This is a genomic window from Rhizohabitans arisaemae (assembly GCF_025996515.1).
Lineage (GTDB): Bacteria > Actinomycetota > Actinomycetes > Streptosporangiales > Streptosporangiaceae > Rhizohabitans > Rhizohabitans arisaemae.
In genome coordinates this window covers 422,040-438,908 of sequence record NZ_BLRH01000021.1, presented here as the reverse complement: position 1 = coordinate 438,908, position 16,869 = coordinate 422,040, and the positions used below count along the sequence as shown (strand labels likewise).

The window sequence follows — 16,869 nt, the reverse complement described above, 5'->3', positions numbered from 1 at the left end:
CCGTCAAATGTGGCCTTACTCCAGGTCAGGCGCTAATCTATTGGGAATTTCCTCATTGCAAGGGGACTCCGGTCAGGGGCGGGCATGGGTGAGGGCCCCATCGACAAGGATCTCGGCGCCGGTGACGTAGCTCGCCTGGGGGGAGGCGAGGTAGTGGACGACGTCGGCGACCTCCTCGGGGCGGCCGATGCGGCCGAGCGGCACGGTCCGGGCGGAGGCCTCCTCGGCCTGTCCGTGGGTGACGGCGCCGAGGTAGATGTCGGTGCGGATGTCTCCGGGCAGGACCGCGTTGACCCGGATGCCGTGCGGGGCGAGCTGGACGGCCAAGGCCCGTACCAGCGACAGAAGCCCGGACTTGGTCGGTGCGTAGGCGGCCTGCATCGGCCCGGGGCGATACACCGCGACGGAGCTCACCGCGACGATCGCCCCCGGCCTCCCGTGTTCGATCAACGTCTTGGCGACGCCCTGGCAGGCGAAGAAGGCGCCTTTCAGGTTGACCCCGTGGACCTGGTCGTACACCTCCTCGGTGACCTCCAGGAACGGGACGAACGGGCAGATGCCGGCGTTGGCCACGAGCACGTCGACCGGCCCGTGCGCGGCGACCACGGAGTCCACCATCTCCCGCACCTCGGCCACCGAGGCCGCGTCGGCGTCGACCGTCGTCGCGGTCCCGCCGAGCTCGGCGACCTCCCGCGCCACCCGGGCCGCCGCCTCGGCGTCGCCGTGGTGGTTGACGACGACATGGTCGCCGTCCCGGGCGAACCGGAGCGCGACCGCGCGGCCGATCCCGCGACTCGACCCGGTGACCAGCACCACCCTGCCCATGGCGTTCCCCTCAGTTCTTCCGGCGCAGAGCGCTACGCATGATCTTCCCGGTGGTGGTGCGCGGCAGCGCGCCGACGAACTCTATCCGCCGCGGATACAGGTAGGCCGCCAGGCGGGACTTGACGTACTGCTGCAGCTCGGCGGCGAGCTCGGGTCCGGGGTGAACGCCCTCGCGCAGCTCCACGTAGGCGACCACGGCCTCGCCGCGCACCGGGTCGGGCTCGCCGACGACGGCGGTGAGCAGCACCGCGGGATGGGTGGCCAGGCACTGCTCGATCTCGCCGGGGCCGATCCGGTACCCAGCCGAGTTGATCACGTCGTCGGAGCGGGACGTGTAGAAGAAGAAGCCGTTCTCATCGACGTACCCTTCGTCCCCGGTGTGCACCCAGCCGTCCCGGGTCTTCTCCGCAGTGGCCTCCGGCTTGTTCCAGTACCCGAGGAACGCCACCGGATCCGGCAGCGCGACCGCGATCTCGCCCCGCTCCCCCGGGTCGGCGATCGAGCCGTCCGGGCGGAGGATCGCCACCCGGTGCCCGGGGATCGCCCGGCCCATCGAGCCGGGCACCGGGTCGAACAGGGCCGGGCAGTTCCCCACCACCAAATTGACCTCGGTCTGCCCGTAGAACTCCGAGATCGTCACCCCGAGGGCTTCCTTGCCCCAGGCGAGGACGTCCTCGCCGAGCTGTTCGCCGCCGCTGCCCACCGAACGCAGCGCAAGGCCGCGGGCGAGCTCGGGCCGGTACACCTCCCGCATCATCCGCAGCGCCGTCGGCGGCAGGAACGTGTTGCGCACGCCGTACTCGGCGCAGAACCGCCAGGCCCGCTCCGGGTCGAAGCGCCCCTGCGCCGCCACCACCCCGACGCCGTGGTACCAGGCGGGGAAGAGCACGTCCATCAGCCCGCCGATCCACGCCCAGTCGGCGGGCGTCCACATCAGGTCGCCGGGCTGCGGGAAGAGGTTGTGCGGCAGTTCCACCCCCGGCAGGTGGCCGAGCAGCATCCGGTGCGCGTGCAGCGCACCCTTGGCCGGCCCGGTGGTCCCGGAGGTGAACAGCAGGAACGCGGGATCGTCCGCGGCGGTGTCGGCGACCCGCCGGGTGGGCGCGGCGGCGGCGAGCAGCTCCTCGAAACCGTGGCACCCGGCGGGCAGCACTGCGGGGGCGTCGACGGCGACGACGGCCAGGTCGAGCCCGTCGCACGCCTCGCGCACCCGATCCAGCTCGCCCGCCTCGCAGACCAGGGCCCGCGGCGAAGCCTCCCCCAGGCGATGCCGGAGCGCCTCGGGACCGAAGAGCGTGGTGAGCGGGAGCGACACCGCGCCGAGCTTCCACGCCGCCAGGTGGGCGACGGGGACTTCGGGACGCTGCGGCAGCAGCACCGCGACCCGGTCGCCCCGGGCGACGCCCAGCGCCTCCAAGGCGTTGGCGAACCGGCTGGACAGGGTGTCCATGTCGGCGAAGGTGTAGCGGCGCGGCTCCCCTGCGGCGGGAAGGTAGAGGAGGGCGAGGTCGTCGCCGCGCCGCCCGCAGGTGGCGGCGGCCATGTTGAACCGGTCGGGGATCGACCACTCGAATTCCGCGTATCTCACGGGGTGTCCGCCTCTCTGGTCAATCGAACCGGGCCGATGACGCGGGAGTCACCCCAGCGGGCGAGCACTCCGCCGTCCCAGAGCGGCCGGTCGGCGAGTTCGAGGTCGTTCGCCATGCGATCGGCCAGCGTGTTGCGGACCCGGACGGCGAGTGCGTTGCGGCCGTGCCGGAGTGCGGGCCGGACGTCGAAGCGGTACGGCGGGAACGCGCGGATCCCCAGCTCCACGCCGTTGAGCGCCACGGACGCGGTGACCGTGACCTCGCCCAGATCCAGGGCCACCCCGCCGGTCTCACCCTCGGACCAGTCGAACTCCGTCTCGAACAGGCGCTCTCCCGCGAACCCCGCGGGCCAGCCCTCCAGCTGCCAGGCGATCTCCGGGTCGTCGTCCACGGTGCACACCTCGGTGACGGTCCACTCGGTCAGCTCGGCCACGGTCCGGCCGCCCCCGGGTGGCCGGGGCACGGCCTGATCGGTGAGCGTCCGCCGAGCCTCCTCACCCGTCCCGGCGAGAAAGAGCCGCAGCCTGCCGGGTTCCAGCCACACCGGCCCGGTCACCGGGTGATACACCCCGTCCACGGCGTCGAGCTCGACCCACCCGCTCCCCGCGTCACCGCCGTTCTCCGGCGCGGCGAAGCCGGACTCCGCCCCCCGCCGGATTCCCGGCTCGGCCGCGACATGGCCGGAAGCGTGTTCGTCGTCATCGGTGAACCCGCCCTGGCCGGTGAGCCGCGAGTCGGCGGGAGTCGCGTCCGGAACACCACGACCGGGTGAGCCGGACTTCGGTGCGGGTCCGTCGCGCTCGACGTCCCAGCGCACCGGATCGGCACCGGCGTTGAGCAGCGCGACCATCCGCACGTCCTCGGCTTCCCGGATATGCCGTCGAACGCCGGCCGGTGGAGCCTGAGCGTTCGGTACGGCGTTCACCTCGGAGCCGCGGACGCCGTACCGGACGACATCGCTCTCCGGCGTACCCGAGGGGACGATGCGGACGGTGTGCCCGGCGTCCAGGAGCCGGTCCAGCTCTCCGGTGAACGCGGTGGAGCACTCGCGCAGCCGTACCGGGTCGGCGAAGCCCGCGCCGCCCGCCGGGAACTCCAGTTCGGCGTCGTGGACGGGGCGGCCCGCCGACAGGACGGCGCACAGCCGCGCGGCGTAGCCGACCAAGGGCGAGGCGTGCTCCCACCACGGCTGCTGGTAGCTCAGGCCCGGCGGGAAGAACCGGGTCCGGCTGCGTCCGCGCAACGAGTGCTTCCAGGTGACGGGGACGAACAGGTTGACCCCGTGCACGGCGAGCCAGTCGAGCATCCGCCGCAGCTCGTCCGGGGTGACCCCCCAGCCGACCCCGGCGAAGACCTCGGCCATCACCCGGGGCCGGTCGGCGAGGGCGGCGGCGGAGGCGGCGAGCACCGGCGTGATCGCGGGGAGGAGCCGGAGTCCGCCGTCCGGCCCGGTGAACGGGTCGATCCAGTCCACCCCGGGGATGGTCATCGCCCCGTACAGCCGGAACGGGTCGCCGCCTTGCAGGTAGAGCCAGAGGTCGAGGTCCTCCTCCCCCATCAGGTGCCCGGTGAAGTCGACCCCTTGGGCGTCGCAGCGGGCCCGGATCCGGTCGAAGTAGGCGGAGGCGTACCGCCGGGAGACCACGTCCCAGTAGTCGATCCGCACCTGTTCGGGCACCTGATCGGCGGTGCCGAGGTCGGCGAGGAGCGGCAGGTGGGGGCCGAGGTCGTACCCCTTCTCCCGCTTGAACTCCTCGATCAGGCCGGAGATGTACGGCAGTGCGCGGGGTGAGACCGGCTCGCCCCACTCCACCATGCTGAAGGGGATCGTCGGCTCGTCGGTGAACCAGCCCTTGACCGTGGTGCCAAGGTGGTCTCCGGCGACTTCGCCGTACCAGTCGTGGGTGGCGGCGCAGAACGTCTCGGCGGCGACGTCGTCGGTGAGGTCGGCGTACCGCCGGTGGAACCAGCCGGCCATCGGCTCGGCCCGGACGATCCGCAGCTCCCACGTCCCGGCGGGCACGTCCACCGCGCCGCCTGAGATCGGCAGCGGGGTGACCGGACCGGCTCCGGCCCGGATCCCCGCGCAGACCGCCGCGCCAACGGGTGACCGGACCGGCCCGGTCACCTCGGCGACGTCGACGGTCAGGCGCCGGGCCACCCGCTCGGGGTTCTCGTCGACGACACGGCTGCCGGCCATGCCGCTCGGCCAGTCGCACTCGTCGTAGAGCCACACGTCCAGCCCGAGCGCGGCGGCCTCCGCCAGGATCCACCGGACCACCTCGGCCATCTCCGCGCCCAGGTAGGGGTAGGGCATGCCGTCGTGTCCGTGGATCGAGGGATCCTCGGGGTAGAGGAAGAAGCCGCCGACGCCCTGGTCGGCCATCCGCGCCAGCTGTGCGCGCAGCCGTTCCCGGTCGATCTCATCGTTGAGCCGGAGGAACGGGACGAGCCCGTGATCGCCGTACGGCCGCGCGAGCGCGGCGAGCAGCCCGGCGAGGTCGCCTGTGCGCCGGTCGCCGACGCGGTGGCCGCTCACCGCTGCGCGGCCAGTTCGGCGAGCACGTGGTCGGCGTCCTCCAGCAGCCGGTCGATGTCGGCGGCGGTGTGCGCCGAGGAGACGTGGTTGCGCTTGAGGTTGGACGGGTACAGGTAGTGCCCGCGCTCGACGAGGCCGCGGTGCAGTCCGACGAAGGCCGCGGCGTCGTTCTCCAGCAGGTCCTCGTAGTCGACCGGGAAGCGGGAGGTGAAGTAGAGCACGAAGACCGAGCCGTAGCCGGAGGCGTACGCGGTGAACCCGTGCCGGCGGGCGGCCTCCTCCAAGCCGGTACGGGCGCGCTCCCCCAGCTCGAAGATGTGGTCGTAGACGCCGGGCGTGGCCAGCACGTCGATGGTGGCCGTGGTGGCCGCGACCGCGGCCGGGTGCGCGTTGTAGGTGCCGGCCCAGTAGACGGGCCCGCCCGCGGTGCCGTACTCGCCGAGCAGCGCCGCCGAGCCGGCGACCGCGGCGGCCGGGTAGCCGTTGGCCATCGCCTTGCCGAGCGTGGTGAGGTCCGGGGTCACGCCGGCCACGCCCTGGTATCCGCCGAGGCCGTGCCGGAAGCCGGTGATCACCTCGTCGAAGATGAGGACCGCGCCCGCCTTCTGAGTGATCTCCCGCAACCCGGCGAGGAAGCCCGGCTGGGGCATGAGCGCGCCGACGTTGTGCGGGATCGGCTCCACGATCACCGCGGCGACGTCGTGCGCGGCGAACGCCTCCCGGACGCTGTCCAGGTCGTTGAACCGGCAGACCACGGTGTCGCCCAGCTCGCCCGGGGAGGAGCCCGCGGACAGCGGGTCGGGGGCGCCCATCCGCTCCTTGGCGGTGATCACGTTGAGGGCGACGGCGTCGTGCCAGCCGTGGTAGCAGCCCTGGAACTTCACCAGGGTCCGGCGGCCGGTGACCGCGCGGGCCAGCCGGATCGCCGAGTAGGTGGCCTCGGAGCCGGAGTTGCAGAAGAGCACCTGCTCGGCGGCGGGCACGTGCTCGACGATGCGGCTCGCCGCCTCCACCTCCAGGTCGGTGACCCCGACGCCGGTCAGGTCGAGGCGGCCGAGCGCCTTGACGACCGCGGCGTCCACGTCGGGATGGCGGTGGCCGAGCACAAGGGCGCCGAACGCGGCGTGGTAGTCGCTCCAGGAACGGCCGTCCGCCTCGTACATGCGGGCGCCCTCGGTGCGGGTAACGGACAGCAGGGGGTCAATCCGGCGGGAGAAGGAGTGCACGCCACCGGGCGTCACCCGCTCCGCCTGGGTCCAGATCGTCGTCATGGCGTCGACGGTAGTCAGCGCGGAATCGGCCCTCGCTGCACAGCGGTCACAATCTTGACGGCTGCGCGAGACAGGCGTTCAATGATCCGCCATGACCGACGAACTGCAGGGCAATCTCGACGCGCTCAGCCGACGGCTGGAGCGTGCGGTGCTGGTCGACGACCCGCACGGCAGGCTCGTCGCGCACAGCACGCAGCGGGGGCCCGTCGACGCCGTGCGAATGAACACGATCATGCAGCGGGAGACGCCGTCGGACGTCACCGCCTGGGTACGCACCCTGGGGCTGGCAAACGTCCGCGGTCACATCCGGCTGCCCGCCAACGAGGCGCTGGGGCTGATGCCCCGGGTGTGCCTGCCGGTGCACTGCCAGAACCTGCTGCTCGGGTACATCTGGCTGATCGATCCCGACCTCGCCCTGTCGGAGGCGGAGCTGGCGGTGGCCCGCGCCACCGCGGACTCCATCGGCGTGATCATGCACAGGGAGCGGCTGCTCGGCGAACTGGAACGTGCCAGGCAGCGGGAGCTCCTGCGGGACCTCCTCGCCGACGATCCGGTGGTCCGCCGCCAGGGCGCGCTGACCCTGGTGGAGCTCGGCCTGTTCCAACCGAGCGTGCCCGTCGTGGCGATCGTGGTCCGCCCCGCCGCCGAGACGCTGGAGCCGTTCGACGAGGCGGCGCACACCGCGATCCGCGCCGAACTCGAACAGATTCGCCGCGACCTGTCCCCCCGGCACAGCCTGCACCTGCTCCGGCCGGACCACGCGCTGCTCATCGTGGCCGGCAGCGACCCCACCCTGCGCCGGGACGGGGCGCCCGCACTCGCCGGCGGCCTGCGCGATCGGCTGGGCGAGTCGGTGCCCGGCGTCGAGTTCATCGCCGGCATCGGCCGGGAGCACGAGCTGGCCGACACCGTCGCCTCCTACCGGGAGGCGGCGCAGGCCGTCCGGGTGGCCCAGGTGGTGCCGGCGTTCCGGCCGGTCACCTCCTGGACCCAGGTCGGGGTCTACCGGCTGCTGCTGCGGGTGCCGGTGGACGAGCTCACCGCGACCGACCTCCACCCCGCGCTGCTGAAGCTGCTGGAGACCAAGCAGGGGCACACCCTGGTGCACACGCTGGAGTGCTTCCTGGACAACGGGGCCGACGCCCGGGCCACCGCGCGCCAGCTCTTCCTGGCCCGGGGGAGCCTCTACCACCGGCTGAACCGGATCGAGCGGACCGCCCAGGTGGACCTGAGCCGCGGCGACGAACGGCTCGACCTGCATCTCAGCCTGAAGCTGGCCCGGTTGAAAGGCCTCTACCGGCACGATCCGCCGGCCGCGCCGGAGAAGGACTAGCCGGCGAACGCCCGTACCGGACGGCCGTGAACCCCGGGACGGCAGCGGAACAGCGTGCCGGGGGCGGTGGTGATGTAGAGGTCCGCGTGGTCCGGACCGCCGAACACGCAGCTGGTCACCTCCCCGACGGGCAGCGGCACGACCGCGTCCAGGGTGCCGTCGGGGGCGTACCGGTGGACCGCCGAGCCGTCCCACAGCGCCACCCAGACGTGTTCCTCCTCGTCCAGGGCGAGCCCGTCGGGAAGGGTTCCGCCGGGAGTGACGGCGATCACGCGGCTCTCCCCGAGCGTCCCGTCGTCCGGGGTGAACGCGTAGGCGTCGATCCGGTGCCGGAGCGAGTCGACGTAGATCATCGTCTGGCCGTCGGCGGTCCAGTCCAGTCCGTTGGAGATGCCGAGCCCGGTGAGGACGGTGGTCACGGTGAGGTCGGGGTCGAGCCGGTAGAGCGCGCCCGCCTCGGTCTCCCGGAGCGGCTCCCGGCTCATGGTCCCGGCCCAGAACCGGCCCGCCGGATCGCATTTCCCCTCGTTCATCCGGTTGCCGGCCCGGTCCTTCTCGACCTCGGCCACCATCTCGACGCGGGTGTCGCCGGGCGACCAGAAGCCGAAACCGTCCGGTACGGCGAGCACCAGCCCCCCGGCCGTACGGGGCACCGCCACCCCGACCTCCAGGCCGACCTCGAACACCTCGTCGACCCCGGTGCGGGGGTCGAAGCGGTGGATCACGCGGCCGGGGATGTCCGTCCAGTACAGCCGGTCCTCGCCCGGATGCCAGAACGGGCCTTCCGCGCATCCGGCCGGGACGTCCAGCACGACCTCGGCGGCGAGTGTCCTGGTCACGAGGTCACCACCGGGAGCACCAGATGCGAGCCGGGGAACACCCAGCGCCCGCCTGCTTCGCCGCACAGGTCGTATCGGGGATGGTCGCTCGCGGTGACCAGCACCCGCAGCCGGTGCCCCGCCCGGAACACCGTGGCGGTCGCCAGCATGTCCACCTCGCACGTTTCCTCACCCGGACCGACCCGCCGGATGCCGTCGCAGACATTGAGGGTGCGTCCGTCCGGGTGCACGTCGCACAGTTTCACCACCCAGTCGGCCGGGCCGGTGCCGGCGGCGGCGAACAGCACCGCGCGAACCGGCCCGGTCACCTCCAGGTCCTCCGCCAGCGGCGGGGAGGTGTAGACGAGCACGTCGGCGCGGTCGAGCAGGGGCGTCTGGTCGACCGCGCCCTTGGCGTAGCCGTCGGCCAGCAGCAGCGTCCCGCCCCGGGTGGGGCACGGGTCGGCCGGGTCGTACGTGAACACGCTCTCGGCGGCGTCGGCGGCCGGACTCCGCTCGGCCAGCTCCCCTTCCGTGTGGAGGAACCACCGCCGGTCGCGGGCGCGGGCGAGCGGCCAGTCGTCCTCGTCCCGCCACCGGTTCGCCCCCTGGACGAAGATCCGGACCCGCGGCTCCTGCGCGACCCCGTTGTCGGCGCCGCGCAGCCAGTGGTCGAACCAGCGCAGGGTGAACCAGGTGAAGTCGCCCATCAGGCTGGTGGTGTGCGTCTCGGCGGTGAGGTCGAGCACCCCCGTGGCCCGCTGCCCGAAGTCGGCCGCGCCGACGACCGGGCGGAACATCCCGTGCGACCAGGGCCCGACGACCAGCCGGGTCCGGGGGTCGCCCTTGGTCCCGGCCCAGTGCGCCAGGTCCGGCCCGAGCTGGAAGTCGGCCCACCCGGCCACGATCAGCGCGGGCACGCCGATCGTGTCGTAGCGGGGCGGGGTGTCCAGTTCGGGGCCCGGCCCCGCGGCGAAGTCGGGGAGAAAGCCCAGATAGTCCGGGTACGGCTGCGCGGCCCCGGTGTCGTTACGGGCGATCAGCTCGGCCAGTCCGGCGGCGCCGCCGGCCCGCTCCAGCGCGTGCGGGCCGATCGCCCACAGCGCCCACCGTTCCAGGGCCCCTTGCTCCAGGGCGCCGCCTCGCCAGAACAGCTTCTCCCCCGGGGACTCCGAGGCGAAGATCGCCCGGAGCGCGGGGGGCGCCGCGGACGCGCTCATCCAGCAGGCCATCGCCGCGTAGGAGAGCCCGAACTGGCCCACGTCCCCGTTCCCGTACGGCAGGGACGCGGCCCAGGCGATCGTGTCCACGCCGTCGTCCTGCTCGTGCCGGATCGGGTGGAACTCCCCCTCGGACGCGAACCGTCCCCGCACATCCTGCTGGACCACGACATATCCGGATCCGGCGGCTTTGATGGGATTGAGGATGGGGGCGAGCAGGTGCAGCTGGTCCTTGTCGTAGGGCGTCCGGGTCAGCAGCACCGGATACCGTCCCGGCTCGGCCGGACGGAAGACGTCCGCGCGGAGCGTGACCCCGTCGCGCATGGGGACCGGGACATCGCGTTCGACGACGACGTTCACGAGCGGCCCCGAGTCAGCCGTACCGGACCGATCAGACCCGAGCGCAACCGGGACCGGACCGTCCCGCCGAACACCACCGAGGCGCCGTCGAGCAGCGGGAACCGGGAGTAGTGGTTGGCCAGCGTGTTGCACACCGAGACCTCCAGCAGATTGCCGCCCGGCTTCAGCGCGGCGGTGACGTCGAATCGGTACGGCGCCCACACACGGACCCCCAGGTCGACGCCGTTGAGGACGACCCGCGCGGTCACCGCCACCTCACCGAGGTCCAGCAGGACCGGCCCCGAACAGGCGGGAGCCTCGAACTCGCAGGTATAGCGGACCTCGCCCGAGTAGTGCGCCAGGGCGCCCTCGGACCAGTCGCCCGGTCCGTCCGGGGCGCGGAGATCGGCCTCGACGTCGGTGAACTGCCAGGCGAAGTCCGGATCGTCCATGGTCGGCGCCAGCGACGTGGTCCACCCGGTGAGCTCGGCCAGCGTCTCACCCGGTTCGGGCGCCGGTGCGGCGGTCCGGACCCCGGCGTCGGTGGACAGCAGGATCCGCATCCGGCCCGGCTCCACCTCGATCGAGGTCCCCGGCCCGGGCAGCCACCGGCCGTCCTCCGGGTCCAGCTCGTAGTCCCCGCCCCGGACCGTGAACCGCCGGGTCTCCGCACCCGGGTTGTAGACGGAGAGCAGCCGGAAGTCGTCCCCGGCCCGCTCGTGCACCCGGATCGGCCCGCCGTCCTCGGCCCTGGCCGGCCCAGGCGCCAGCGCGGCGACCGAGGCGATCACCCGGGTCACGGACTCCGGGTCACTCAAGGTCACCGGCACCGTCTCCGGGCCGGTGGGCACGGGTTCCGCCCCGCTGCCGTCCGGCACCACCAGGACGTCGAACCCCAGGGTCGCCCCGAGTTCGTCCTCCCCCACCACACACGGGTCCACCCCGGCGTCGAGCAGCCCCTCCATCAGCGCGTTCCAGCCCGTGTTCAGCGCCTCGACGTGCTCGGCGTCGAAGTAGCCGGCCCAGACCGGCGCCGAGGGGAACACCAGCCCGACCCGGTGCACCGGACGGCCCCCCGACAGCAGCACCGACATCCGCGCGGAGTAATCGGCGAACGGCGCGAAATGCCGCCAGTAGGGCTGCTGGACTCCGGCCCCGCCCGGATAGAAGATCGTCCGGTTCCAGCCCCGCAGCGAGTACGGCAGCCAGATCGGGACCTGCAGGTTCACCCCGTGGGCGAACAGCCAGTCCAGCACCTCCCGCAGGTCGGCCAGGCTCGGCCCCCAGCCCGCGCCGGAGAACACCTCGGCGGCGACCCGGCGGCGGCCGTGCACCGCGGCCGAGGAGGCGGCGGTCCGCGGGGTGACCGAGGGCAGGCGGCGCAGCGACGGCTCCTCGCCCGGCTCCCAGCCGAACGCCCCGATCCAGTCGATCCCCGGCGCGGTGAAGTGCCGGTAGAGCCGGGTCGGGTCGCCGGCTTCGAAGGTGAGCAGCTGGTAGAGGTGCTCCTCCCCCATCAGATGCCCGGTCAGCTCGGCCCCCTGCCGGGCGCACCGGTCGGCGATCCGGGCGAAGTAGTTGGCCGCGTACCGCCGGGAGAACACGTCCCAGAAGTCGATCCGGACCTGGCGCGGGGCGCTCTTCGCCGCCTCCCAATCCGCCAGCAGCGGCAGAAAGGGCGCGAGGTCGTAGCCCTTCACGTCGGCGAACTCCTTCTCCAACCCCGTGCTGTACGGCAACGCGGGCGCGAACGCGAAGGCGTCCCCCATCTTCAGCAGGGTCGGCGAACTGGACGGTTCGTCGGTGAAGTACCCCTTGATCCCCCCGCCGAGTTCGGTCTCGTACCAGTCGTGGGTGCGGCGGCAGAAGTCCTCGGTCGCCTCCGGGCTGGTCAGGTCGGGGAACCGCTCGGTCCAATACCCCGAACCCGGATGGCTCCGGACGATCCGCACCTCCCAGTCGCCGGCCGGCACGGTCAGGGTGTCCCAGGCGGAGACGGCCGCGCCGGCCTCCCCGGGCGGGTAGGCCGCGGCGCACACCCCGTCCGCACCCAGCTCGATCTCGGCGGGCCCGGCGATCCGCCGCCGCTCCACCGTCACATAGCGGCTCACCTGGTCGGGATTCTCGATCACCGCGCCGCCGGCCAGGCCGCTCGGCCAGTCGGCGTCGTCGTACACCCACAGCTCGACCCCCGCCGCACGGGCCTCGGCCTGGACGGTCCGGGCGAGTTCCGCCCAGTCGGGGCCGAGGTATCCGTACGGCATGCCGTTGTCGGTCATGTCCGGGTCGGCGATCCCGGACTGCTGAAGGAAGGGCCAGTCCGCCCGCTCGGGGAAAAGATGACAGGCGCGCACACCCTGCTCGGCCATCGCCCGGAGCAACGCGCGCAGCCGGGCGGGGTCCACCCGGTCGTTGATGCGCAGGAACGGGGTGAGGGAGAATTCCGGCCCCGGCTCGGCGAATACGGCCCGCAGGTCAGCGACAGTATCCGGAACAGTCATTTGGCCGACATTAGCCGCAGGCCGTTCGGCCGACGTTGGACGGATGTCTCACGAACGGGCCGGGCACGGCACTGCTGTCACACTCCGGCCGTGGCGCGAACCGATAGCGTTCCCCCTCGTGAGATGGGTGAGCGCCGCCGTGCCGGTGGATACCGACGATGCGACAACGCCTGCCGCCATGGTGACCGCGCGGTTCACCTGGCGTGACCACCGGGGCGACAGACACGAGAGCCAGGGCCATATCTACCTGCCCGAACTGCTGCGGGACGATCCGACGGCCAAGGTGCCGCTGGTCTACCACGCCGGGTACGAGCTGCCGCTGGCCGCCGCGCTACCCCACCTCGCCCAGGGGCGGGCCCTGGCCACCCCTGCCTCAACCGGGGAGGCGCCGGAGGAGAACCCGCTGGTCCGCGGGCCGAACCTGGACCTTGCGCTGCTGCACCTGGTCCGGGACCTGCCGTTCGTGGACGACCGGCGGGTGCTGATCACCGGGCCCAGCGCGGGCGGCTACATGGCGCTGATGCTGGCCACCGGTGCGTTTCCGCTCGCCGGGGTGAGCGCCCTCGCCCCCCTCGTCAGCCTGCCGCACCTCGGAGAGCACGCACGGGCCCACGCCGACGGCCTGCTGGACGGGGTGCCGGCGCCCGCCCTGACCGAGCTGGTGCTGCCGTTCGAGCGGCTCCTGGCCGAGGAGTACGGGCCCGACCGGCTCACGTGGCTGCGGCACTCCCCTGTCGCGCACCTGTCTTCGATCACCGCGCCGGCGCTCGCCGTGTTCAGCACCGCCGACCTGATCATCCCGTACGCGGACGGGCCGCGGGCGCTGCTGGACGCGCTGGACGCCGCGGAGGTGGTCGAGCTGGCGCCGCCTCCGGACGTACCCCTCCTCGATCGGGTCGCCGAAGGCGTGATCCCGCCGGCCACGCCGATCAGCCTGCCCCCGCGCGCCGACGACCCGGCGTGGACCGTCGCGATCGTCGACGAGGGCGGCCCGCTGCCGTGGGTCTACCACACCCGGGCGTCGGTGGTCGTCGACCCCGAGTCGTTCCACCGGCGGCGGCTCGCCGCGCCGCTCGGCGTGGAGCAGCTCACCGCGGCCAAACTCGACATCCTGCTGAGCCGGTACGACGGGCGGGAGTGGCTCGCCGACGGCTACACGCACCTGGACTCCCCCGAGGTCGAGCGCGCCGACGTCCTACGTGGACTGCGGACCTACCGGGCCGAATCCCCTGAGCACGAAGCCCGATTCCAAGAACTGTACGGCGCGCTGCCCCCGGAACGCCGTACCCTCGACCTCGATCTGGACGGTGTGCGGTGAGCCGTGTCGAACGCGTGGAAACCATTGAGATCCCCCCGCCGGGCACGCCGCCCGCCAAAGGCAAAGGCCGCCCGATCATCACCCCGGTGACCCATCTGTGGCCCGAGGAGACCGGCCCCGGCGACCGCGGCGAATCCCTGGCCGGGCTGCCGCCGTCCAAGACCTGGGCCGTGGTGGTCCGGGTGTGGGACGCCGACGGCCGGTGCGGGGTCGGGACCGTCGGGTTCGGCACCCGCGCCGCCGTGGCCGTCATCGAGGACCTGCTCGCCCCCATCGTGGTGGGCGGGCGCCCCTGCGACGTGGAACTCCACTGGGAGCGGATGTACCGGGGCACCCTCAACATCGGCCGCAAAGGCCTGGTCCTGGAGGCGATCAGCGCCGTCGACATCGCGCTGTGGGACCTGCTCGGCCACCAGCTGGGCCGCCCCGTCTACGACCTGCTCGGGGGACGCACCCGGGAACGCATCCCCGTCTACGCCAGCCGCCTGTACGCGACGGAGGACCTCGACGCGCTCGCCGAGGAGGCGCGTGGCTACGCCAAAGCCGGTTTCCTCGGCGTCAAGCAGCGCCTCGCCTACGGTCCGGGGGACGGCAGGGCCGGGATGCGGAGGAACCTCGCCTTGGTCCGGACCGTGGCGGACGCCATCGGACCCGACCTGGACCAGATGGTCGACGCGTACATGGGCTGGGACGTGGACTACGCCATCCGCATGATCCGCATGATCGAGGACGACGGCATCCGGCTCCGCTGGGTGGAGGAACCGGTCATCCCCGACAACATCCCCGGCTACGCCGAAATCCGCCGCGCGGTGAACACCCCGATCTCCGGGGGTGAGCACGAGTTCACCCGGTACGGCTTCCGCGACCTGTTCGAACGCCGCGCCGTCGACATCGCCCAGCCCGACGTCAACCGGGTCGGCGGCCTCACCGAGGCCCGCAAGATCTGCGCCCTCGCCGCCGCCTACGACATCCCGGTCATCCCGCACGCCGGGCAGGCGCACAACTACCACCTGGTCATGTCGCACACCATCGCCCCGATGGCCGAGCACTTCCTCCGCCCACCCGCCGGCACCGCCCCCGACGAGGACGAACTTTTCTTCTCCCTCTTCCCCGACGAACCCGACGCCGTCGACGGCCACATCTCCCTCGACCCGGACCGCCCCGGCCTCGGCATCACCTTCACGCTGCCTATTTCCTGATTCATCCGGTACGGCCTGCGGCGGCTCAGGTGCCGGACGTCCGGTACGGCCGCAGGCATCCGCGCCGACGCGTGTTTCCCGTAAGCACTCTCGGACGGAATCCGATTGATCGGATTCGCGGCCGATGCCACCATCCTCGGGTGGACGAACTACAGAAGATCGAGGCGAACGTCAGCCTTGTCATCGACCGGATCGGACCCTTGAGTGATGTGGACTTCGGCCTCAACCGGGAGTCCGTCGAATGGATCGAGGGCTACATCGAGCGCCTGCGTGCCGCCCCGGACTTCGACCTGAAGAATTCCAGTGTCCTGGCAAGCGTGCTCGGCTCGTTCCTCGGTGCATGCGTCATCGCCGCCGCGGGAGGCGGCTGGCACAGGCCGGACGACGATGACAGGCTGGGCGTGCTCCTGCCCAACGGCGACATGGTTTTCCCCATGACGAAAGTGCACAAGCAATTTCACAACGGGGTGGAAGCAGGTGACTCGATCTCTGGTTTCTACCATGTCGCAGTCGACTACATCGCCACCGGAAAGCTGCATGAAGCCGCCCAGGATGAGGCGGACTGACCGGTACCCACCGCGCCTGCGGTACGCCCAACCACTCCCCTCTCAGCCGATCCGCCCCGACCTCTGATCAACCACCGGACCGGCTCCCGCAGACCGTGGCACGCCTTGGACCATGAGACCGGACATCCGGTACAGCCGTAGCCGACATCAGCCCGGCGCAGCCCGTACCGGAGTATCGATCTTTGAGAGCCAGCCGGTACCGGCCACAGGTGCGGCCCTATGAGAGGTGCCGTCAAGGACCGCGTCGCCAACACCGAACGGCAACGTCTTCCCAGGTCAGGTGGAGTATCTCCGGAGAGGCGTCGACTGGGAGGAACCGCCACGGTTCTCACATGTAACGGCCACGAAGCATCGGACACCGTAGACCTCAGATCGGGGGTGCCGTTCCGCGGCTTTCACACCACGCCTCACCGCTGATCCGGCCGGTCGGAATCCGGCTGTGCACGTCCTCGAGCATGTTCCGCATCGCCGCGCGGAAGACTTCGGCCTGGTGTGCACCGATGAACGCGGTGTGCCCGAACACTTCCAGGACCACGAGGCCGTGCATATGCCCCCATGCGCTCAGGAAGAGGGACGCCGCGGGTGGCGGCAAAGATCCGAGGGCGTCCGGTGGCAGGTGTTCCAGATGTGCTTGGAGCGACGACGAGAGTTCCGGGGTGTCGGCCGCGGCCAGTTGCGCTGTGGAGAACTCACCGAACAGTTCGTGCCGAAAGATCGCGCTCATCCGACGGAGCGCCTGGGTGGTGGGGCCCTCGACGGGTGCTTCGTAGTGCCGCAGCGGCGTTCCGTAGATGAGCTGGAATCGCTCGGGATTGGCGTTGGCCCATCCCCGGTAGCCCTCGGCCGCCAGCACCAGTCGCGGCACGACCGTGTCGTCCGGCGCGCTGTCGACGGCGGCTTGCACGGCGTCGGCGAGGTCGTCGTAGGCCTTGGTGACGAGCGCCGTGACGAGGTGGTCCCGGCTCGGAAAGTAGTGGTAGAGCGCCTGCACGGTCATTGCGAGACTCCGGGCGACCGCTCGCAGGGACAGGGCGGCGGGCCCGTGTTCGACGATGTGGCACTCGGCGGCAGTCAGGATCTCGCCGACGGCGACGGCCCGACGCCGCCGTCGCAGGGATGGCGTGCCGGTTGCGGATTCGTCGGAGGTCATGCAGTGACCGTACGCCGATTCCTTGATGACATCAAAAAAAGTGCACCCTGCTCGGGAAACTTAACACTGCCAAGCTTTCTTCTCCCTGACTAACGTGATCAACGACGACGAGGAATGCGACACCGCATCTCGTCTCAGACCGAGCCCACATGCCTGTCACCGGGCGAACCACATTCGCGGCGCACCGCGCCGGTTCCCCGA

12 protein-coding genes are annotated in these 16,869 nt (G+C 71.8%); 4 read left to right on the top strand and 8 right to left on the bottom strand.

Going from position 1 to position 16,869, the window contains the following annotated elements:
- Window positions 1–72: 72 nt before the first annotated feature.
- Genes RUR_RS10280 through RUR_RS10265 form a run of 4 tightly spaced genes read right to left on the bottom strand, consistent with a single transcriptional unit; the run spans window position 73 to window position 6,224 of the window.
- The gene (locus tag RUR_RS10280; protein WP_283134724.1) at window positions 73–825 is read right to left on the bottom strand and encodes an SDR family NAD(P)-dependent oxidoreductase; all 753 of its coding nucleotides are present in this window, start codon (window positions 823–825) and stop codon (window positions 73–75) included.
- A 10-nt stretch (window positions 826–835) separates the two neighbouring features.
- Window positions 836–2,413, bottom strand: coding sequence for an AMP-binding protein (locus RUR_RS10275; RefSeq protein ID WP_283134723.1), 1,578 nt, complete (start codon window positions 2,411–2,413; stop codon window positions 836–838).
- Entirely contained in the window at window positions 2,410–4,953 is a 2,544-nt protein-coding gene (locus tag RUR_RS10270; protein WP_283134722.1) for a glycosyl hydrolase, read from the bottom strand. The genes RUR_RS10275 and RUR_RS10270 overlap by 4 nt, the downstream gene beginning before the upstream one ends.
- Window positions 4,950–6,224 carry an aspartate aminotransferase family protein gene (locus tag RUR_RS10265; protein ID WP_283134721.1) on the bottom strand — a complete coding sequence of 425 codons (1,275 nt, stop codon included), beginning with the start codon at window positions 6,222–6,224 and terminating at the stop codon, window positions 4,950–4,952. Before RUR_RS10265 ends, RUR_RS10270 begins: the two co-directional genes overlap by 4 nt.
- A gap of 91 nt (window positions 6,225–6,315) precedes the next feature.
- Here RUR_RS10265 and RUR_RS10260 point away from each other — a divergent pair, with 91 nt between their 5' ends.
- On the top strand, window positions 6,316–7,557 hold the full coding sequence (locus RUR_RS10260) for a PucR family transcriptional regulator (protein ID WP_283134720.1): 1,242 nt from the start codon (window positions 6,316–6,318) through the stop codon (window positions 7,555–7,557).
- Here RUR_RS10260 and RUR_RS10255 read toward each other — a convergent pair.
- The 3 genes from RUR_RS10255 to RUR_RS10245 are packed head-to-tail and all read right to left on the bottom strand — an operon-like array spanning window position 7,554 to window position 12,435.
- Window positions 7,554–8,396, bottom strand: a complete 843-nt coding sequence (locus RUR_RS10255) for an SMP-30/gluconolactonase/LRE family protein (protein ID WP_283134719.1) — start codon at window positions 8,394–8,396, stop codon at window positions 7,554–7,556. The two genes, RUR_RS10260 and RUR_RS10255, sit on opposite strands and share 4 nt — an antisense overlap.
- Window positions 8,393–9,955 (bottom strand): CocE/NonD family hydrolase, encoded by a 1,563-nt coding sequence (locus tag RUR_RS10250; RefSeq protein ID WP_283134718.1) that lies wholly within the window; start codon window positions 9,953–9,955, stop codon window positions 8,393–8,395. The genes RUR_RS10255 and RUR_RS10250 overlap by 4 nt, the downstream gene beginning before the upstream one ends.
- The gene (locus RUR_RS10245; protein WP_283134717.1) at window positions 9,952–12,435 is read right to left on the bottom strand and encodes a glycosylhydrolase-like jelly roll fold domain-containing protein; all 2,484 of its coding nucleotides are present in this window, start codon (window positions 12,433–12,435) and stop codon (window positions 9,952–9,954) included. Before RUR_RS10245 ends, RUR_RS10250 begins: the two co-directional genes overlap by 4 nt.
- Before the next feature lie 118 nt (window positions 12,436–12,553).
- Here RUR_RS10245 and RUR_RS10240 point away from each other — a divergent pair, with 118 nt between their 5' ends.
- The 3 genes from RUR_RS10240 (at window position 12,554) to RUR_RS10230 (ending at window position 15,518) form a co-directional block, all read left to right on the top strand.
- The gene (locus tag RUR_RS10240) at window positions 12,554–13,753 is read left to right on the top strand and encodes an alpha/beta hydrolase family protein (RefSeq protein WP_283134716.1); all 1,200 of its coding nucleotides are present in this window, start codon (window positions 12,554–12,556) and stop codon (window positions 13,751–13,753) included.
- Window positions 13,750–14,952: an enolase C-terminal domain-like protein gene (locus RUR_RS10235; protein ID WP_283134715.1), complete on the top strand. Its 1,203-nt coding sequence runs from the start codon at window positions 13,750–13,752 to the stop codon at window positions 14,950–14,952. Before RUR_RS10240 ends, RUR_RS10235 begins: the two co-directional genes overlap by 4 nt.
- 140 nt (window positions 14,953–15,092) lie before the next feature.
- Entirely contained in the window at window positions 15,093–15,518 is a 426-nt protein-coding gene (locus RUR_RS10230; RefSeq protein WP_283134714.1) for a hypothetical protein, read from the top strand.
- A 367-nt stretch (window positions 15,519–15,885) separates the two neighbouring features.
- On the opposite strand, the gene RUR_RS10225 is transcribed toward RUR_RS10230, so the two are convergent.
- Window positions 15,886–16,668: a TetR/AcrR family transcriptional regulator gene (locus RUR_RS10225; protein ID WP_283134713.1), complete on the bottom strand. Its 783-nt coding sequence runs from the start codon at window positions 16,666–16,668 to the stop codon at window positions 15,886–15,888.
- Window positions 16,669–16,869 lie beyond the last annotated feature (201 nt).

Bases quoted from the DNA above. Each gene is read 5' to 3' on its own strand.
- RUR_RS10280 (WP_283134724.1), bottom strand. From the start codon at position 825: ATGGGCAGGGTGGTGCTGGTCACCGGGTCGAGTCGCGGGATCGGCCGC.
- RUR_RS10265 (WP_283134721.1), bottom strand. From the start codon at position 6,224: ATGACGACGATCTGGACCCAGGCGGAGCGGGTGACGCCCGGTGGCGTG.
- RUR_RS10260 (WP_283134720.1), top strand. From the start codon at position 6,316: ATGACCGACGAACTGCAGGGCAATCTCGACGCGCTCAGCCGACGGCTG.
- RUR_RS10245 (WP_283134717.1), bottom strand. From the start codon at position 12,435: ATGACTGTTCCGGATACTGTCGCTGACCTGCGGGCCGTATTCGCCGAG.
- RUR_RS10225 (WP_283134713.1), bottom strand. From the start codon at position 16,668: ATGACCTCCGACGAATCCGCAACCGGCACGCCATCCCTGCGACGGCGG.